This window comes from Pedobacter sp. MC2016-24, from assembly GCF_015223055.1.
GTDB lineage: Bacteria > Bacteroidota > Bacteroidia > Sphingobacteriales > Sphingobacteriaceae > Pedobacter.
On the sequence record NZ_JADFBX010000009.1, the window covers coordinates 190352 to 210440 of the forward strand.

Genomic DNA, 20089 nt, shown 5'->3' on the forward strand with positions numbered 1-20089 from the left:
ATTTTTTATTGATTTAACCATTCTTTAAACTTCGTAGATTTTTCTTTGCTAATAAAAATTTCCTTTTCTGAATGCTTTTTGAGGATGATTTTTAGTTTACCGTTAAAACTGTTCAGGATACGTTCGATGCTGTGGATATTGACAATAAACTGTCTATTAGCCCTAAAGAAATATTCAGGATCTAGCTCATCTTCCAGCTCATCTAAGGAATAAGGAACGACCTCTTCCACACCTGTGTTAAGTACCAGTTTTGTAGATTTGTACTCAAAATAAACAAAGGCAATTTTGCTGGCGTCAATGGTGATAAAACCATCAAAAGCAGGAAGTAGGAATCGTTTACGATAGATTTTTGATTTGCTGTTGACCAATTCAATCAATTGTTCGATATTTTGAGGTGAAATGATGTTTTTTACCCTGTCTAGACCCAATCTGAGCTCTTCTTTCTGAATTGGTTTTAGTAGATAATCCAAACTATTTACTTTAAATGCTCTTATAGCATATTCGTCATAGGCAGTAGTGAAGATTATTGGGAAGGAAACCTTAACCAACTTAAAGATATCAAAACTTATTCCATCGGATAATCTAATATCCATAAGTGCAACATCTGGTGAAGGATTGTTCAAAATCCATTGTACACTTTCTTCTACAGAACTTGCTTTTCCAATGACTAGGTAATCATCTGATATTTCGGTTACCAATCTTTGCAGACGCAACGCGATATGCTTTTCATCTTCTATGATTAAAATATTCATTTCTATTTATATTAGTCTAACAAAGGTAGTCCTACTGCATAAGTATCGGCACTTTCCTTGATCTCTGGTAAGCTATCAGATAGAATTTTGTAGCGATTAAATATGTTATTCAGTCCCAATTCAGTTGTTTGTAGAGAGTTCGGGATACGTTGTAAGTTGTTTTTTACCCATAAGAATCCTGTGCTTGTGTCGATGCTTATAATGATGTACAAAGGCATCGCAGCTGTTGCTCTATTGTGCTTAATTGCATTTTCAATGAGTAGTTGTAAACAGATTGGAGGGATATACTTATTCTCATAATCTTTTGGAATACGTAGATCAATGATCACATTATCCCCATGTCTGATATGGATAAGATATTTATAGGACTTTACAAAATTGATCTCTTCGTTTAAGGCTACAAGGTTCTTTTTCAAGTTTAGGATCATATAACGATATACTTGGGATAAGTTATCCAAAAACTTGTTTGCCAGATCTCTGTCTTCATTGATCAACGCAGACAAGGTGCTAAAGTTGTTGAATATAAAATGTGGATCTAATTGGAGTTTTAAGGACTGTAACTCTGATTCCATAGCTATTTCTCTTAGCTCCAATGCATTGATTTTGAGTTCTGAAGTTTCCGACATCGATTTCTTCCAATATTCAAGTAAGGAATATCCCGTGTGAAAAGTGCTTACAAAAATGGAAACGATAACCCCAACTAGAAAAAACTGCCAAATACTTATCGTTTGCTCAGTATTTTTAGGTTCCCCGTATTCTGTTTTATAGTAAAGATGTTGCAGATACAACACAAATGTTACCACGAATACTACCAAAATTAATTGCACTAAAACGCGTTGCATTGGTGCGTTGTCCCAAGTCAGCTTTTTATCTAAAAACCTGGCGATAAAGATACTGGCTTCCACAATTGCCCAAGATTGTAACAGACTAAAAATAAATTCTTCCAGCATCTCGAATAAATTCATACGGCTATATCTTGTAAGAAAATCGCCAAACGGATTCATCAGATAAGAAAGTAAATAAACCAGCACAAGTACCACAAATATGGAAATGAGCTTGATGGGCCACTTTGTGGATTTTATTTTTTTCAAAACATAATATTTAACTCTGTAAAGATACGTACATCAATTCCAACCACCACCTACGGCACGGTAAAGTTCTATCTTATTAGCGATTTGTTCTTTTTGCAATAGAGCGCTTGCCAGACTTGCCTGCAAGTAATTATTTTCTGCGGTGATAACTTCAAGATAATTAACAGTACCATTTTTAAACAATTTCTTTGTCACCTCTATCCCTTTCTCTATTTCCAGCTTCCTTAATTTTGTATAAGTAATCTGTTCATTTAATTTTTCCTCTTTTATAAGGGCAGCCGAAACTTCGCCATATGCAAGTAAAACAGATTGACGGAAATTAATAACTGCTTTTTCATAATCTATTTTTGCATGTTTTTTTTGTAGTTTCAAATTACCCCTGTTAAAAATGGGCTGTGTGATACCACCTGCAAAAGTATTGAACAAAGATGCCGGTACAGAGAACCAGTTGCTCACCTTTAATGAATTGACTCCTGTCTGTGTAGATAAACTCAAGGTCGGGTACAATGAAGCCTGAGCCACGCCAAACCGTGCATTTGCGGATCGCAAATTTAATTCTGAAGCGAAAACATCAGGACGGTTTGCGAGTACGGCAACATCATAATCCATATTAATACCATTGAGTTCGTTATTGATTTTTTCTTGCCTGTCTATTGCCGAGGGGTAGCTTCCACATAGAATACTGAGAGAAATTTCTTGCAGGGAAATATCCTGTTCTATCTGCGATTGCAAAACTTTCATTTGCTCGAGTTGTGCAGCAGTCTGCTGGATACCCAAGACATTGGCGTCGCCATATTTAAACTGAATACGCAATATCTCGAGTGTATTTTTACCCAATTGCTTATTTCTTTTGGTTACAAAAAGTTGATTGTCCAACATTAGTAAATTGTAATAAGCATTAGCTACATCGGCTACCAGTCTGGTTTGTATAGCCTTTTTTACCGCCAGGCTTTGTAAATAATCAGATAAGGCTGCTTCTTTTTGCATTTTAATTTTACCCCATATATCAATTTCCCAACTAAGTGCTAAAGAAGCTGTAAAATCCTGGGTTATGGTAGTGGACGTAAATTGTTGCGCAGAAATTCCGGCCAAACTATTTTTGGATGAAGTATTTCTGTTTACATTGATTTGTAGGTTAAGCTCTGGCAGGTAATTCAATTTTATCTTTTTAAAAATAGCTCCTGCAGTTTCTATGTTCTGTATAGCTAGTTGCATTTCGCTATTTTTTTCAATTGCTTTATCAATAAGCTGAACCAATTTTTCATTTTTAAAAAAGTCTTTTCTATTGAGAATGGCCATGTTGCTTTGGCCTATCTGCCTAGCGCCGAACTGAGGTGGTATTTGCAGGTCAGGTTTACTATAATCTTTGGTTACATTACAAGAAACCAAAAAAAGCAGCATCAATAAAATTGAACCGGTGTTTTTATCTCTTTTCATTTCTGGCATTTTATTCGTTATCATCATTAAAAAGTTCTTCCATTTGCGGCATTCTATCAGGACTAAAATATTCTTGCAAACTTTGAAAAAGCACAAACAGTACGGGAATAATAAATAATCCTATCAGTACGCCTGAAATCATTCCCCCCGCGGTACTAATACTTATAGATTTGTTGCCCACGGCAGAAGAACCACTTGCAAATATCAAGGGTGTTATCCCTGCCACAAATGCGATGGAAGTCATCAGGATCGGCCGCAGCCTGTGTCTGGAACCAGATAAGGCGGAGCGGACTAAGCTCATTCCGTTTTTACGCGCTTGCAATGCAAATTCTACAATCAGAATCGCATTTTTGGCCAGCAGGCCGATGAGCATAATTAAACCCACCTGTACGTAAATACTGTTAGTTAGACCGGCCATTCCGATGGCCAAATAAACCCCTAATAAACCCGTTGGGATAGAAAAAATAACTGCCATTGGAAGCAGGTAGCTTTCATACTGTGCCGCTAAAAGAAAATAGGTGAAAAGCACACAGAGTGAAAAAACAAAAATCATCTGGTTGCCTGATGCTTTTTCCTCCTTGCTCAAGCCTGTCCACTCGAAACCATAAGAAGCAGGCAAATTCATTTTCATTATTTTTTCTGCTACCTCCATTGCCTGGCTATTGCTAAAACCATCGGCAGGGAGAATATTTACTGTAATATTGTTGTAGAGGTTATACCTGTTGATGACTTCTGGACCATATACTTTCTTTAGTGTTACCATTGTGCTGATAGGTATCATATGTCCGGTATTACTTTTTACAAAAACCTGGCTTAGTGAATTTTCATCTGCTCTGTATTGCCCTTCTGCTTTAATATTTACACGGTAAAACCTTCCAAAACGAATAAAATCACTTGTTTGGCTACCTCCATAAAAAAGATTAAGTGTATTCATGACTTCTTTTGGATTAGTACCCAGTTGATAGGTTTTATCTTCGTCCAGTTCCATTTCCAATTGTGGAAAATCATTTCTAAACATTGTAAAGGCAGAACCAATTTCGGGGGCTTTGTTCAGCTCAGCCACCAGTTTCTGCGTCACCTTCGCAAACTGGTTTATCTCACCGCTCATCTTATCCTGAAGTACTAGCTCAGCGCCGCTTATACTTCCAAATCCTTCTACTGGGGGCGAACGAAATATACTCAATTCGCCTTCTTTTATCGATTTAAGTCGTTGGTTCATTGCCATTACGACTTTGTCCATATCTTTAACATCGCCTCTGTCTTTATATTCTTTCAAACGTATGAAACCAAGGCCATAGGATGGCCCGGAACTTCCACTAATTATATCAAAGCCCGACACACTGGTTACCAGTTCCACCTCTGGCATTTTTCCAAAAGCACTGTCGATACGGTCTATGACTGTGTTCGTGTAATTGTTATTTGTACCCGATTTCAATGCCAGGGAGTAGGTTACAAAACGGTCATCCTCTTCGGGAATAAAGGATTTCGGACTATTGTTCATCATCCATATTGAAAGAATTGTTATAAAGCCAAGTCCTGCTAAAGCCAGCCATTTCTTTTTAATTAGCCAATTCACCGATTGGATGTAACGGCCGGTCATGGTATCGAAACTGGAATTGAAGCCCATAAAAAACCGGTCTTTGAAATTTTTATTTATTTTTTTTACACCGTTATGCTGATGTGTGTTTTTAAGCAAAAGTGCACAGAGCGCAGGACTTAATGTAAGAGCATTCAATGCGGAAATAAGAATCGCAATTGCTAACGTAAAGGCAAACTGTTTATAAAATATCCCTGCGGGACCGTCCATAAAACCAATAGGTAAAAATACTGCCGACATCACCAGGGTAATGGAAACAATGGCACTGGTGATTTCGCCCATTGTCGCAATAGTTGCTTCCTTTGCATGCAAACCAGTTTTTTGCATCTTGGTGTGAACAGCCTCGACAACCACAATGGCATCATCTACGACAATGCCAATAGCCAGAACCAATGCAAAAAGCGTAAGTACGTTCATTGTAAAACCAAGTATCTGCAGGAAAAAGAAAGTCCCAATAATGGCAACTGGTATCGCTATTGCAGGAATAAGTGTAGAGCGTAAATCCTGTAAGAAAAGAAAAACCACAATAAAAACCAGGATAAAAGCTTCGATGAAAGTATTGCGTACCTGTGTAATGGATTGGTCCAACCTTTCTTTTACGCTTTGAATGATATTGTATTCAATGCCTTTTGGGAAACTCTTGCTAAAGCTCTCCAATTGTGCTCTTACCGCAGTTTCTATATCGTTGGCATTGGAACCGCTGGATTGCTGGATTCCGATCACAACCGCTGGGTAACCGTTTTCCTTATTGTCGCTACCATAGAACGATGCACCAAATTCAATTTTTGCAACATCCCTGAGTCGAAGTATGGCGCCATCAGCATTGGCCTTAACGACAATCTTTTCGAAATCCTCTGGGGTATTCAGTTTTCCCTTGTACTTGATCGTATATTGCATCGGTGCATTAGATTCTTCACCCAATTTTCCGGGCGATGCTTCCAAGCTACTGTTGGCAATGGCGTTATCTATATCTTGTGGAACAAGGTTGTTGACAGTCATTTTTTGTGGATCAAGCCAAATTCGCATGGCATAATCCTTCGAACCTAATATCTGTACATTCCCAATCCCGGGAATACGTTTTAGGCTTGTTATAAGATTGATTTTTGCATAATTCTGCAAAAAAAGTTCATCATATTTCGCTGCATCTTTACTCGAAATATTGAAGAACATGATACTGCTGTTCTGTTGCTTGGTCGTTGTAATTCCTGCCCTTATCACTTCAGCTGGAATTAGGCTGTTTACTTGTGCCACGCGGTTCTGAACATTTACAGATGCCTGGTCAGGGTTTACACCCTGCTTAAAGACTATACGCAAAGAAAAGGAACCATCGCTACCTGCCGAAGAAGAGATGTACTCCATATTCTCTACCCCATTGATGGCATCTTCCAAAGGGGTAATGACGGAGCGAATTACGGTTTCACTGTTACCACCGGGATAAGAACCTGATACATTTACCGTTGGTGGAGCGATGTCTGGAAACATGGTAATAGGTATTTGTCGCATGCTTACAAAGCCCAATAATACCATCACGATCGAAATTACGGTTGCCAATACCGGCTTTGTAATTATTTTTTTTAGCATCTTGAATCAAATAAGGAGTTTTTATTTTTCGGGTGTGATCTGTTCCCCTTCCTGAATAAGGTTTAGATCTTTGGTCACAATTCTATCGCCAGGGTTTAGTCCGCTTGATACCAAGTAATTTTCGCCACTCTTGCCAGCCAATTTTACCGCCACACGCTCTGCTTTGTTTTGTTTGTTTAAGCGATAGACAAAAATCTTATTTTGCACGTCAAGGGTGGCCAGTACAGGTACCAAAATAACATCCTTGTAATTTTCGGGCAATACAATCTTCCCGGTATTACCAGAGCGTAAAATGTTTTCCTTGTTCTCAAATGCTGCCCTTACACTGATCGCACCTGTTGCCTTGTCAAATTGCCCATCAATCATCTGTATTTTTCCTTCTTTTGAATAAGTATTTCCATCGGCAAGAATAAGCTTCACTGAAGGCATATCTGAAACCTTATCCTGAAAAGATTTCGCTTCAGCAATTGAGATGAAACGCAGGTAATCCTTCTCTGTCATCGAGAAGTAAGCATATACCTCGCTTACATCAGACAAAGTGGTTAGTGGCAATGCATCGCCTTTGGCAACCAAATTCCCCATACGCTTGGGTATACGTCCAATGTATCCTGATACCGGTGCTTTAATTAATGAAAATGAGAGGTTTACTTTGGCGGCTTCCACCAGTGCGGTGTTTTGATTGACTATCGCCTCGGCATTCTGAAATGTTGCTTTAGCTGATTTAAATTGATAGTCTGAAACTACATTGCTATTACTTAGATCCTTGTTTTTATCAAGCTCCAAAGTCGCATTTGCGAGGATTGCCTTGGAAGCATTTAATGTAGCTTTTGCGGTATTCAACTGCTCTATTAATGAATGGTCATTGATTTTAAAAAGGGGATGTCCTGCCGCTACGTAACTGCCCTCGTCAACATATATTTTTTCTATATAGCCCTCTGCCTGAGAACGTATATCTACATTCACCTTTCCTTCTATTCGGGCAGGATAATTAGTATCGACATCAGCATCTATCTCTTGTAAAACCATAATTGGTAGTTTTTTTACTACTTGATTTTGGTTCTTACCAATATCTGAACTACAGCCGAACTGTAAAAAGCAGAAACAAATGATTATGAAATTAGAACGACTTCCAAACAAATGCATATCGATTGATTTTTTTATGCAATTATCGTAAAGAATGGTCGGTCATCAATTAGATTTTTAAATGAAACGGAAGAAACGCAAAATGAAACGGATGTATGTGATGATGAAGTAAGATCCGCCACCGCTTTAAACTATTTTTTATGAAAAATTATTTTTTGTATATGTACTTTTGATGGAATTAAAAGTGTTCGTCGATTTTTTTCTAGCGGTGAATGGGTTTGTTGGGCATAATGGTAATGAGTAAAGTGATGTTTTTTCAGTTTAATGTGTGTGTTGTTGATGGTCTTTCTCTATTTTTTTTCAAAATTAAAATTACCCTTAAATTTTGATTTTCATTTTTTTTTAGCATTTTTTTAGCTAAGTTGGCTCATAATAAATGTTTTGATTGTATACTGTAGCTTTTGGATTTAACATTTTAGACCTATTTTTTTATCTAAAATTCGTAACATTTACTGATATTTGAATTCTCTTCCTTAATCTTTTGTAAATGATATTTGTTTTATGACTCGCGAAGAAAAAGCATGGGGTGAGTTTAGGTCTGGCGATGAGGGCGCGCTTAAGTTTATATTTAATATTTACTACAATCCGCTTTTTAACTATGGACATAAATTTACATTTGATGACTATCTTATAGAAGATGTTATTCAGGATACTTTTGTAAAGCTTTGGGAAGACAGATCGAAGATAAATGAGACCGGATCGGTTAAGAACTATATTTATAAGACTTTTCGAAGACGTCTGATCCGTAAGCTGGACTACGCACCACAGGTTATGGCCTTTCCTGCAGCGCAGGATAAAATCGATTTCAATATTGAGCTTGGTCACGATCATCAGATGATTAGTAATGAACGTGCAAAAAGGATACAACAAAATCTTGCGGATGCGCTTGAGAAGATGCTCCCCAGGCAACGCGAGATCATTCACCTTCGCTACTTCGAAGAAATGGATTTTGATGAAATCGCTGATGTAATGCAGCTCTCCACTAAAGCAACTTATAAAATGCTTTACCGTGCAATAGATACCTTAAAAAAACACTTACCTAGGTTTGATTATTTGGTTATAATATATTTGTTAAATCTTTCCAGAAGATAACTACATCACTTTCTTTCCGACCTTCATGGAAAAAATAAAGTGCTCATTGAATAACCAGTCCAGTCAAAAAGCATTAAATTTTGTAAATATATTTGTGGCATTTTTCGGTACTTATAAGCCTCGATCTATAATAAAATACATTTAAGGGAAAGCCTTTATTTTTTATTTAAAAAAGTTGAAAAATAGTGGGGTAAAAAATTAAACTCATGTGTATATAGTATTAACAAATCATGAATAATTTGAATTTACCAGACTATAGCCGTTTTGAGGCAATAGATTTTTTTAATGATGAGATCTTCATTAAATATGCATTACATGTTGAAGCTGATCAGCAGGCTTATTGGCACCAGGTATTAGGTAAGTATCCTGAAAAGGAGTCTGCATTGATGGAGGCTGAAACCTGGGTTAGAATTTTGAATGCGCAGAAAATACATAAGCCGATAACAAATTCTGAGGATGCCTGGATCAGTATCACTTCAAGGATTGCTGAAAACGATCTGTCAAGAACAAACTCTAACAGTCAATTCAAGCGTATTGCCATTTGGTTGTCTGGAATTGCAGCACTATTTTTCATCTATTTTGTTGCGGTTGAATTTTTAGAGCTTGGCAGAAAGACTTTTCAATCAAGGTACGGTGAACTACGCCGGTTGAGCTTCCCTGATGAATCGATCGCGATTCTGAATGCCAACAGCAAGGTTCATTATTTTAGAGGCTGGAGCTCAGATAAACCCAGGGAGTTATGGCTTGAAGGGGAGGCTTCTTTTAAAGTGAAACATGTGGCTATCAAGAATAGATTTCAGGAAGCTGATTCCTTCAAGGTACATGTAAACGGAATTAGACTTACGGTATTAGGCACACAGTTCAATGTAAAGGACAGAAGGGGTGAAACATTAATATCTCTGATTGAGGGTAGCTTGAGGGTTGATAAGGAGGAGGCAGGCGGTTTCTCAAGAATTATGAAGCCTGGAGAGGTATTCAGGTATGACGGAAAAGAGCTTCATGAAATGGTATCTGAAAAAACAGCAAAAGCTAGTCAGGACTGGACACACAGGGAACTGGAACTTGATGGCTATACGTTGCAGGATATCATTCATGTGTTGGAAGATAACTATGGATATCACGTACAAATGAATGCTTCGGAACTTGCTAATAAGAAACTATCTGGAACTATACCCTTAAGCAGTGATGCAGATATTCTATTTGTTATGCGAAAGGTATTCGATATCAATATCATTAAGAATAAAAATCAACTAACTATCAACCATAAAACCAAAAAATGAAAAGAAAACTACTGATCTTAATGACCTTACTTCTTAGTTTGGGAGTTCGATCTGCCATGGCACAGCAGAAGCTAAGCTTGAAGCAGGCGCTGGATGAAATTCAGAAAACATACGGGACCAAGTTCTCCTACCAACCTGAACTCATCACAGGCATGAACGTAAGTTTGAAACTACCTATTTCCAAAACAGAGCCCGTAGAGAGTGTACTCAAGAGAATACTTTATCCAAATTCTTTACTGTTTTTGTATGTTCAGGAAAAATACTATACAATTATTCGTGACACCAGGGCTCAAGACCAGCAGGCCGATGAGGAAACCAAAAAAATACCAGAGCCGAATTACAGAACAATTACAGGAGTAGTTACCGATGAAAAGGGACGTCCGCTTTTAGGTGCTACTGTTCTACCGGAGGGGCTCGCTGTGCGGCAAGGCGTAATTACAAGCAGCGATGGCAGATATGTCTTGAGATTAACCGAAAAGGCCGACGCCCTAGTGTTTACTTATATAGGAATGCAACCTAAAAAGTTGGAGATCGGCACAGGTAATACCGTAAATGTAACACTTTACACGGAGCAAAAAATGCTTGAGGAAGTTTCAGTTGTTTCTACAGGTTACGCTAAACTTCCAAAAGATCGCGCTACTGGTGCATTCGGGCTTATCAAAGCAAAAGATATTAAGGAGGTTCCCGCTATCAATATACTGGAAAAACTGGAAGGTTCGTTACCTGGAATGCAGGTAGATCTCAGAAAAAATACCATCAGCATACGGGGTACAAATAGCTTTGGTATAGGTGCTTCTATTGACCCTTTAATTGTTATAGATGGATTTCCTCTTATGAATAACGTAGATTCCAAAGCAAAGCTTTCCAGTTTCATTGGAAATGCCAGTGGCGGAGCAGTTCTAGGTAGATTAAATCCGGATGATATTGAAAGTATTACAGTTCTTAAAGATGCCGCCGCTTCTTCTATATGGGGTGCTAATGCAGCAAATGGTGTAATTGTCATCGAGACAAAAAAAGGAAGGAATACACCGCCGGTATTGTCTTTTGGAATGAATTTAAGTGTGTCTTCACCTGCAAGTTTAAATAAACTCAAAGTGATGAACAGTGCACAGTATATAGACCTAGAGCGCGAAATTAAGGATTTGGGTTTCATCAGTGATCCTGCTATTGGTCAAAGTTGGATGCTTTTCAACAGCAACAGGCCGATTAGTGAAGCTTTGGAATGGATGTTTAAAGTAGACAGAGGCACTGCAACGGCGGAAGAACGTGACGCTGCCCTCACTGCGCTTGGAAAGATAGATAATAAATCTCAGATCCGTGATCTTCTGCTGCAGCGGGCCGTCTCTCAACAGTATAACTTGTCGCTTTCTGGTGGCTCAAATAAGAGTACCTACTTCTTATCAACAAATTATACTAAAGATATCCCGGTTTTCAGAGGAAATAAAGCGGAAAGTTTTTTTGTAAATTCTAGTTTGACCAACAAGTTGTTTAATGACCGTGTAAACCTTTCATTTGGGTTAAATTACAACTATTCGATAAGTTTAAATAATCCGACTGCCGTAGATGCTATTGGTAATGGTGAAAGGGGATTAAGACCCTATGAATTGCTTAGGGATGCAAACGGGAATAATTTAACTCGTTCAATTCGATTCAGGGAAGAAGTAACAAAGGATTTTCAACTTAAAGGCTATCTTCCATGGGATTATTCTCCATTGGATCAATTAGGCCAAACCAATTATACTGAAGAGTCTAATCGGCTACGTTTAAATATGGGGATAGATACCCGAATTGTGGATGGCGTTAATTTCAATGTGCTGGGCATGTTGCAAAGGAATATCCAGGATGCCGAAAATATAGATAAAGTTGGTAGTTACGATATGCGTGATTTGATAAATTATGCTACGATTATAGACCAGAGTAGCGGTGAACTGAAAATGGGTATTCCTTATGGAGGTTTGTTAAATCAGCGTAATTACAATGGTTGGGAGTATACATTAAGGTCACAGGTCAATGTAGACAAAAATATAAGTAGCTTTCTTAATGTGAATTTTCTTGCAGGTAGCGAAATACGACAGAACCGCTATACATCTGTTTCTCAGTCGCGCTATGGCTTTAATGAAGACACCTATAGCAATGTGGTTGTTAATCCGACAATACCATATAATAATATAGAGGGATGGACTTCCACACTTTCTTACAATGACGTTATGAGGAAAGGCATAACACGTGCACTATCCTATTATTCCAATCTTGGTTTATCTTTCCTGGATGGGAAGTATCTAGCCTCTGGAAGTTTGCGTTTTGATGATTTCACCTTAACTGGTGCCTCGCGAGGTCAACGTGGAAAACCACTTTGGTCAACAGGCTTCAAATGGAATGCGAAGATGGAGCCGTTTGTTCAGCAGATAAACTGGCTGGATGCTTTAGATTTCAGGTTAACTTATGGAGTAGGGGGTACTTTGCCTTTGGGAATCGGAAATCAGGTCGTGATCAATGTAAGTAAGGATAATCAGACCGGTGAGCAGACTGCTACGATTGACAGGCCTATAAATAGCCAAATTTCCTGGGAGAAAGTAAAGACAGCGAATTTCGGGTTGGATTTTGCGGTGCTTAACAGGAGGCTATCTTTTACGGTTGATGTTTACAATAAAAAAACGTCTGACATTCTTTATTATCTTCCTTTTAATCCAACTTATGGATGGAGTAATTTGCAGTTTAACAGTGCGTCAATGAAAGGTAACGGTTTCGAACTGGGACTGAGGGCTAATGTAATCCACCATAAAGATTACTCCTGGAACTCTATTTTTAACTTTTCTTATAATACAAATGAGGTAACGGACAATCGTTTTGTGAAAAATACCACTAGCAACCAAGTCACGTCATCTACGCCTACAGTTGGCCTTCCCTTTGATTATTTATATTCGTATCGATTTGCCGGCCTGGATGCTAAAGGTCAGTCCCAGGTCTATAAGAAAAATGGCGAAATTGTAGATCAATCAGTTGGAAATAATCAGCTCAATTCTGAGGATCTGGTTTATATGGGCAGAACTACAGCTCCTTACTTCGGCGCGTTCAATAATGATTTCCGCTATAAAGATTTCACACTTGGTGTCAGAATTAGTTACTCTATGGGGAATGTCGTCAGAAAACCTTCAATCGAGAATTATCCTACTTACTCTCCTTATCAGGGGGCAATTGGAACACAGTTAGATTTGGCTTCAAGGTGGAGAAATCCTGGCGATGAGAATTTTACAAAAGTTCCTGGTCTGAAAGATATTTCTTTCAATAGCCTAAATCGATATATGTATTCGGATTTACTGACCATTAGTGGTAGTTACATTCGTTTACAACAGATTTCATTAGGTTACGGAGCTTCTAATGATTTGCTAAAGGGGACTCCGTTTAAAACAGCTTCTATAAGTGCAAGTGTGAGAAACCTAGGACTGATCTGGCGCAAAAACAAGGATGGCGTAGATCCTTCTTACCTGGCAACGAATACTTACAATAATCTACCGCCTACAAAGGCATTCTTTATTAGTATTAACACCTCTTTCTAATTTTTAATAATCGAAAAGTATTTATAATGGAAAAATTAAAATATAAATTGTGGATCTGCTTATTTATAGCTTTAACGACATCTTCGTGCAGGAAATATGTAGAAGTGGATCAATATGACCAACGTACCTTAAAGTATACTGACGACTATCAGTTTGTAATAAATAACAGGAGTAACTTTGAGTCAACCTATATTCTTCCGCAGGTAACCAGTGATGACATTGCTACTTTGGATGTAAGCCAACAGGCATCATGGAACTCGGAATATAAGGCTGCTTACATATGGTCAAGCAACTACTATGGTGATGCACAAACTGATATTGGATGGACTAACCTTTACAAACAAATTTACGTTTGCAACGAAGTTACTACCGGAGTGATGTCAAGCCTCAACGGAACTGAGGTACAAAAAAAGCGAATCTATGGAGAAGCTTTGGTGCACCGCGCCTTTGCCTATTTGGCACTTGTGAACCAATACGGTGAAATTTATAATCCCTCAAATGCGAATAGTCAGGTTGGAGTTCCTCTCCTCCTTAAGCCTAATCTTTTTCAGAAGTTGGACAGAGCAAGTGTAAAAGAGATATACGACCAGATCATCAAAGACACTGAAGAGGCCATTCCGTCACTTCCGAATCTAGGTAGCCATAACGGACATCCTGGGAAAGTTTCTGCTTATGCTTTATTGTCGAGGTGCTATCTGTTTATGCGCAATTTCAAATTATCAGGAGAATATGCAGATAAAGCACTTGAATTGAAAAATTCACTGAATAATCTTGAAACCTTCATAGGCAATACGTCAAGTTTTCCAAGAAAACTTGACGACCCGGAAATCATTTTGTCAAAGACTGCTGCAGGTCAGTTTCAGACGCAGTTAAATCCGAAGCTGATTGATTTATTTGATAGGACAAGCAAAAATGGAGATTTGAGGTACGAATTGTTCACTGCGACTTCAGTTAATGGAATACCAGGAAGTGCCTATATCAGGCCTAGATTTACATTTGAAGGTGTATATACGGGATTAGGTGTTCCGGAGCTTATGCTCAACAGAGCAGAAGTGTATGCACGTGAAGGCAACCTGGCCAAAACCTTGGAACTATTAAATAAACTGCGGGAGAATCGTTTCAGATCTGGTTATCCAACGCTGTCCATCACAAATCCTGCTGATCTTCTTCCTGCTGTGATCAATGAACGCAGGAGGGAATTTATGGGCACTGGTTTTCGCTGGTTTGACCAGAGAAGACTCAGTCTTGATGCAGATTTTGCTAAACCTGTCATCAGAACATTTGATGGCGTCGATTATACATTGGCACCCGGTAGCAACCTTTATATTTATCCGGTCGCACAAGCTGTGCTAGAACTTAATCCAGAAATAAAACAAAGCCCAAGATAATGAGAAAAAGAATTTTTATAGCCTTATTTACCCTGTTGTCTATATCCAGTTATGCACAGCAGCAGGTAACTTCAAAGCTAAGTCTTCAGCCGACATTGCCTGTAGCAGGAAAAGAACTGGACATTAGTTATGATGCATCAGGAAGTGATTTGGAATTTAGTGATGAGGTAAAAGCCGCATTGGTCCTGTTCCAGAATTTTGATTGGATAGCGCAAAGCCTGCCATTATCGAAGCGTAATGGCAAATGGACAGCTAAATATCTGCTCCCTCAAAATGTCACCTTTATAGCGGTTAAATTCTATCGGGGAGATATTGAAAGGCCAGATGTAGTTGACAATAATGAAGGGAAGGGATTTTATACAGCTGTTTTATCTTCAAAAGGAAAGCTTGTGGCTGGTAGCTATCTTGCCGAAGCAATTCTATTAACACCTCCGGTTCCCGGAGGTTTGCTTGATGGTTTCTCAGCACCAAAAGAGAATATTTCCAACACAGAGGCATTGCTGGAAAAAGAAGGGCAGATAAAAGGATCCGGGATTGAAAAATACATGTCGGCTTATTTGATGTTAAAGAAGAAAATAATGTCTGAGACTGCATTCAGAAAGTACGCTGATGGCATACTTAAGGATCAGCTGAAAAGTATAAATATCAGTGAGCAGCTACTTGGAGATATTCAAAGATATTACAGTTTCGATCTAAAAGATAAGGCTATGGCCCAAAAAGTGGCCAACCGCATAAAGGAGTTATACCCAAATGGAAGCGCAGCGAGGTTTCTTGCTTTTGAAGAAGTCATGGCTTTAAAAGACCTCAAAAAACATCAGGACGCAGCCTTGCAGTTTCTAAAAGATTTTCCACTGACCGTGTGGCGCAAAAATCCGGATTCCAGGGCATTCGCTTATTACACAATATACAGGGGGATTGCAGAGTATTATTTTGATAACCACGAATATGATAAATATTTGTCTTTGTTTGATATCATAGATTTTAAGACAGCAAATGAGCTTTATCGATGGAATATACTGAGAGGATTTCTGTCGAATAAGGTTGATAAGAAAATTTTATTTGACATGAGCAGTAAGCTTATACCTTACCTTTTAGCGCATCAAAAGGATAATTCCTACATGGATGATTTTCAAGATTCTTTAAAGGCTCAGCAAAATGCCGATCAACAGATGGACGACAGGTTGTATACGCACATTGCCCTGGCAAAAGAGACAGGCAGTTATGCTGAAGGTAGAAATTACCTTAAGAAGTTAACTTCAGATGGCTTATACAGTAATGCTGAAATCAACGAAATTCATCTTTTTATCCTTGAGAAGCTTGTTGATGAAAAAGGTATTTTAACTCTTCTGGAGATGAGTGTTAAAAATAGTGCGGTCACTCCATCAATGTTTGATAAACTCAAATCAATATACTTGAAGAATCATAACGGTAATGAGGTAGGCTATCAGAACTATCTGAATTCACTAAAGTCGAAATCAAAAAATGATGCTATGGCCAATCATGTTAGAGAAAATATGGTTGACCACCCATTGATTCCATTTACACTTGAAGATGCAAATGGAAATATTGTTAATTCAGCAGATTGGAAGGATAAGATTGTAGTGATTGATTTTTGGGCTACTTGGTGCAGACCTTGCATCATGGCTTTCCCTGGTATGCAATTGTTAGTCGATAAATATGCTAAAGATCAGCAGGTTGTTATATACCTGGTAGGTACAATGCAGACTGGAGACTATAAAGCTAAATCAGTTAATTATGTGAAAAGCAATGGTTTTCGTTTTAATATGCTCCACGATGCAGTGGACAAGAATGGAGAGCAGGAAAAAGTATTTAAGAGCTTAGTCCCACTCTTTAATTCTTCGGCTATTCCGCGTAAAATTATTCTGAAGAATGGGAGGGTTCGTTACAGTTCGGAAGGCTATTCAGGGAGTCCCAGTCAGCTTATGGACGAGTTGTCCATGGCTATTGAAATGTTGAGATCAGAGAAATAAAAAAAATGAGATATATAGATAAGATAGCGCTAACGATTTTAGGATCTTTACTCACACTTACAGTGCGGGCCCAGATGAATCCTAAAGCAAAGTTACAGGATGCATTGAAAATGATTCAGGATAACTATGTTGATCCAGTGAATGATGAAAGATTAGTAGATGTAGCTATAAAAAGCATGTTGAGTAATTTGGATCCGCACTCCAGCTATATTAGCCGGGAGGAGGCTGAGTCGTTGAATCAGGCGATGTCCGGTAGTTTCGCTGGGATTGGAGTTCAGTTTTTAATGGTTAATGACAGTACCTTTGTAACAGGAATAAACCCGGATGGACCAGCTGCCAGAGCTGGACTTAGGCAAGGAGATCGAATCCTTCGAATCGACAATCTGTCTATAATTGGAAAAGGATTGAAGAACCAGAATATCATGGTCATGCTTAGAGGAGAGAAAGGTAAGGCAGTTGAGCTGCAGGTGATGAGGGATGGTAGGGATGTACCTGTAAAAATAAAGGTGGTTCGGGAACAGATTGCAGACCTATCTATTCGTACCAGTTATATGGTTGGTAAAGAGATTGGCTATATCTCTCTATCAATTTTTAGTGAATCTACCAGAAGGGAGATGGATGCTGCATTGAAAAAACTAAAAGCGCTTGGGATGAAAAAGCTGATACTTGATTTGCAGGGGAATGGTGGCGGTTACGTACAGGCAGCTATTGGGGTCGCTGACGAATTTTTGCCAAAAGAAAGCCTGGTTTTTTATTCAGTAGGTCATGACGGAGCTAAGGATAATTATGCTACAGGTGGCTTTGGCCAATTTATGACCGGAGATTTGGTTGTGCTCATCGATGAGTCTACCGCCTCTTCCAGTGAAATTGTAACTGGAGCTTTGCAGGATTGGGACAGGGCAGTAGTGATTGGACGCAGGAGTTTTGGTAAAGGTGTAATGCAAAAGCCGTTGTCAATGGCCGACGGCTCTGTCTTACAGTTAACAGGTGCACGCTATTATACGCCTTCTGGAAGATCTATACAGAAGCCTTATGCGAAAGGAAAGGAAGATTATGCTGAAGATTTTAACCGCAGAATGGCTTCTGGCGAACTTAAAGAAGAAGGTCACTTTAGTTTTCCAGACTCCTTAAAATTCAATACGCTGACTTATAAGAAAACAGTTTACGGCGGTGGAGGGATAATGCCGGACCGCTTTGTTCCGATAGACAATAATCTATACAGCATTTGGATGAACAATGTAATGGGAAGCGGATTGGTTACTAAGGCTAGTTTCGACTTTGTGCAGTCCAACAGGTCATCATTGTTGCGCAAATATCCTGATTTTACAACATTTAATAGTTTCTTTAAAGCAGATGATAAGGTTTTGGAGAAAATAATACAAGAAGCGGCGCTGAGTTTTAAAGACATGCCTCAAACTTCAGATAAAGCGGCTAAAAAAAGCCTTTCAGTGGAGTTTAAGGCAGAGACTGCTCAGCTACTATACCCGGGAAAAGATCACCAATTTCTGGTACGTAATGAGGCAAACGAAAGCTTTTTGTCTGCAGTTCAGATTTTGAAGGATCAGTTCCTTTATAACCGGTTATTAAAAGGTATTGCAAAATCCCAAACTAAGGAATAAACTGATTTTTATACTTACGACTCAAACCATTAATATTAACAAATAGATAAAAAATGAAAAAAATAAATAAAACAAAACTAGCTGTTTTTGCCTCCATTATTCCATTTTGTGTTTCTGCACAAACAGGGTATTCTATCAAAGGACAGATAGGTAAGCTGAATAAACCTGCTAAAGCATTTCTCTTAGTTCATAATGAGGGTAATCAGCAATTGGACTCTACTTACATTCTAAATGGAAAGTTCGAGTTCAAAGGCTCGGTATCCTCTCCTATGGATGCAACCATACGTGTGAAACATGATGGGATTCCTGATGAGCCCGGAAAGAAAACTGGATTTGATGTAAAGCCGCTTTTACTAGCAAATGAAAACATCTCGGTTATTGCGAAAGATTCCGTTTCGCATGCGGTAATTGAAGGTTCAGCAGTAAATGCTGAAAATGAAAAAGTAAATGCTTATTTGCACCCAATATATAATAAATTTGAACTACTCAATAAAGAGTTTCAACAGCAACCTGAGGCAAAGAAACAGGATCAGGCTTATATACAAACTCTTGAAAACCGTGCTAAGGCGGTTGAAAAGGAAATTTTTGATGCTAAAATGTCTTATATTCTGAAAAACCCTAATCAGCACATGGCTCTAATGGCACTAAATTCATTGTTAGGGCCTGAATTCGATGCGATTGCTATGGAGAAAGTTTTTGTTGCTCTAAGCGAAAATTTGAGAAACTCATACTTGGGTAAGCAGGTTGAGGGAAAAATACAGTCTGTTAAAAAAACGCAAGAAGGTGTTCAGGCAACTGATTTTTCACAGCCTGATATATATGGTAATCTGATAAAGCTATCAGACTATAAGGGGAAATATGTATTGATCGATTTCTGGGCTTCATGGTGCGCACCCTGCAGAAGGGAGAATCCAAATCTTGTTAAGGCTTATGCGAAATATAAACAAGAAGGTTTTGAAATACTCGGTGTGTCTTTGGACAAAGCCAGTGATAAAGCTAAGTGGCTGAAGGCTATAGAGGATGATAAACTGACCTGGAAGCAAGTTGGAGACCTGAAAGGCTGGGATAATGAAGCTGGATTGCTCTATGACGTCAAGGCTATTCCGATGAACTTCTTGATTGATCCTACAGGCAAAATTATTGGGAAATACCTTAGGGGTGAGGTGCTAGATAAAAAGCTTGAAGAAATCTACAAGAAATAAGTCCTAATATTTAAGTATAAAAATAGCCGAAAGGCTATTTTTATACTGTAGTTTCTTGATCAAATGTGAATTTTTGGTGTATTAATGTATAATCATTTTACAAACAAATTCTTAGCTATTTTTGAAGTTGAAATATATACAAAACTTGTTAACCTTAGCAAGATTTTGGAAATCCCGAAGTGATAAAAGAGCATTACATTTTAGTCATTTTAAGAATGGATTAAAAACAGGTGTTTAAGTCCGACAAGAGCCTTTCTTAGTCATAAAATCTTGAGTTCCAATTTACATTTCTACGGTTTAAAAATTATTCCGCTTTCTCTGTTTGTATCTTTTCTATATGCTTGACAACAGGATTGCTA

Annotated in this window: 12 protein-coding genes; 7 read left to right on the forward strand and 5 right to left on the reverse strand. The window is 38.3% G+C overall.

What is annotated here, in order from left to right; genetic code table 11:
* Positions 1 to 5 precede the first annotated feature (5 nt).
* From IM797_RS19730 to IM797_RS19750, 5 genes are read right to left on the reverse strand one after another with little or no spacing between them, the layout of a single operon-like run.
* Positions 6 to 752, reverse strand: coding sequence for a LytTR family DNA-binding domain-containing protein (locus IM797_RS19730; protein WP_194128890.1), 747 nt, complete (start codon positions 750 to 752; stop codon positions 6 to 8).
* A gap of 11 nt (positions 753 to 763) precedes the next feature.
* Complete coding sequence (locus IM797_RS19735; protein ID WP_194128891.1) at positions 764 to 1843, reverse strand: sensor histidine kinase; 1080 nt, start codon at positions 1841 to 1843, stop codon at positions 764 to 766.
* Between the two features lie 33 nt (positions 1844 to 1876).
* Positions 1877 to 3280 carry an efflux transporter outer membrane subunit gene (locus IM797_RS19740; protein WP_194128892.1) on the reverse strand — a complete coding sequence of 468 codons (1404 nt, stop codon included), beginning with the start codon at positions 3278 to 3280 and terminating at the stop codon, positions 1877 to 1879.
* Positions 3281 to 3290: 10 nt separating this feature from the next.
* Complete coding sequence (locus IM797_RS19745) at positions 3291 to 6458, reverse strand: efflux RND transporter permease subunit (RefSeq protein ID WP_194128893.1); 3168 nt, start codon at positions 6456 to 6458, stop codon at positions 3291 to 3293.
* Between the two features lie 21 nt (positions 6459 to 6479).
* Complete coding sequence (locus IM797_RS19750; protein WP_255526933.1) at positions 6480 to 7484, reverse strand: efflux RND transporter periplasmic adaptor subunit; 1005 nt, start codon at positions 7482 to 7484, stop codon at positions 6480 to 6482.
* Positions 7485 to 8102: 618 nt separating this feature from the next.
* On the opposite strand from IM797_RS19750, the gene IM797_RS19755 reads away from it, so the two are divergent.
* From IM797_RS19755 to IM797_RS19785, 7 genes are all read left to right on the forward strand, one after another.
* Positions 8103 to 8693 (forward strand): RNA polymerase sigma factor, encoded by a 591-nt coding sequence (locus tag IM797_RS19755; protein WP_194128895.1) that lies wholly within the window; start codon positions 8103 to 8105, stop codon positions 8691 to 8693.
* Between the two features lie 230 nt (positions 8694 to 8923).
* The gene (locus IM797_RS19760) at positions 8924 to 9973 is read left to right on the forward strand and encodes a FecR family protein (RefSeq protein ID WP_194128896.1); all 1050 of its coding nucleotides are present in this window, start codon (positions 8924 to 8926) and stop codon (positions 9971 to 9973) included.
* On the forward strand, positions 9970 to 13530 hold the full coding sequence (locus IM797_RS19765) for a SusC/RagA family TonB-linked outer membrane protein (RefSeq protein WP_194128897.1): 3561 nt from the start codon (positions 9970 to 9972) through the stop codon (positions 13528 to 13530). The genes IM797_RS19760 and IM797_RS19765 overlap by 4 nt, the downstream gene beginning before the upstream one ends.
* A 26-nt stretch (positions 13531 to 13556) precedes the next feature.
* On the forward strand, positions 13557 to 14918 hold the full coding sequence (locus IM797_RS19770; RefSeq protein ID WP_194128898.1) for a RagB/SusD family nutrient uptake outer membrane protein: 1362 nt from the start codon (positions 13557 to 13559) through the stop codon (positions 14916 to 14918).
* Positions 14918 to 16909 carry a TlpA disulfide reductase family protein gene (locus IM797_RS19775; protein ID WP_194128899.1) on the forward strand — a complete coding sequence of 664 codons (1992 nt, stop codon included), beginning with the start codon at positions 14918 to 14920 and terminating at the stop codon, positions 16907 to 16909. The genes IM797_RS19770 and IM797_RS19775 overlap by 1 nt, the downstream gene beginning before the upstream one ends.
* A gap of 5 nt (positions 16910 to 16914) precedes the next feature.
* Positions 16915 to 18528, forward strand: coding sequence for a S41 family peptidase (locus IM797_RS19780; RefSeq protein WP_194128900.1), 1614 nt, complete (start codon positions 16915 to 16917; stop codon positions 18526 to 18528).
* A 53-nt stretch (positions 18529 to 18581) separates the two neighbouring features.
* Entirely contained in the window at positions 18582 to 19730 is a 1149-nt protein-coding gene (locus IM797_RS19785; protein WP_194128901.1) for an AhpC/TSA family protein, read from the forward strand.
* Positions 19731 to 20089: the final 359 nt, after the last annotated feature.

Bases quoted from the DNA above. Each gene is read 5' to 3' on its own strand.
- IM797_RS19730 (WP_194128890.1), bottom strand. From the start codon at position 752: ATGAATATTTTAATCATAGAAGATGAAAAGCATATCGCGTTGCGTCTG.
- IM797_RS19740 (WP_194128892.1), bottom strand. From the start codon at position 3,280: ATGAAAAGAGATAAAAACACCGGTTCAATTTTATTGATGCTGCTTTTT.
- IM797_RS19745 (WP_194128893.1), bottom strand. From the start codon at position 6,458: ATGCTAAAAAAAATAATTACAAAGCCGGTATTGGCAACCGTAATTTCG.
- IM797_RS19750 (WP_255526933.1), bottom strand. From the start codon at position 7,484: ATGGTTTTACAAGAGATAGATGCTGATGTCGATACTAATTATCCTGCC.
- IM797_RS19755 (WP_194128895.1), top strand. From the start codon at position 8,103: ATGACTCGCGAAGAAAAAGCATGGGGTGAGTTTAGGTCTGGCGATGAG.
- IM797_RS19760 (WP_194128896.1), top strand. From the start codon at position 8,924: ATGAATAATTTGAATTTACCAGACTATAGCCGTTTTGAGGCAATAGAT.
- IM797_RS19765 (WP_194128897.1), top strand. From the start codon at position 9,970: ATGAAAAGAAAACTACTGATCTTAATGACCTTACTTCTTAGTTTGGGA.
- IM797_RS19770 (WP_194128898.1), top strand. From the start codon at position 13,557: ATGGAAAAATTAAAATATAAATTGTGGATCTGCTTATTTATAGCTTTA.
- IM797_RS19775 (WP_194128899.1), top strand. From the start codon at position 14,918: ATGAGAAAAAGAATTTTTATAGCCTTATTTACCCTGTTGTCTATATCC.
- IM797_RS19780 (WP_194128900.1), top strand. From the start codon at position 16,915: ATGAGATATATAGATAAGATAGCGCTAACGATTTTAGGATCTTTACTC.
- IM797_RS19785 (WP_194128901.1), top strand. From the start codon at position 18,582: ATGAAAAAAATAAATAAAACAAAACTAGCTGTTTTTGCCTCCATTATT.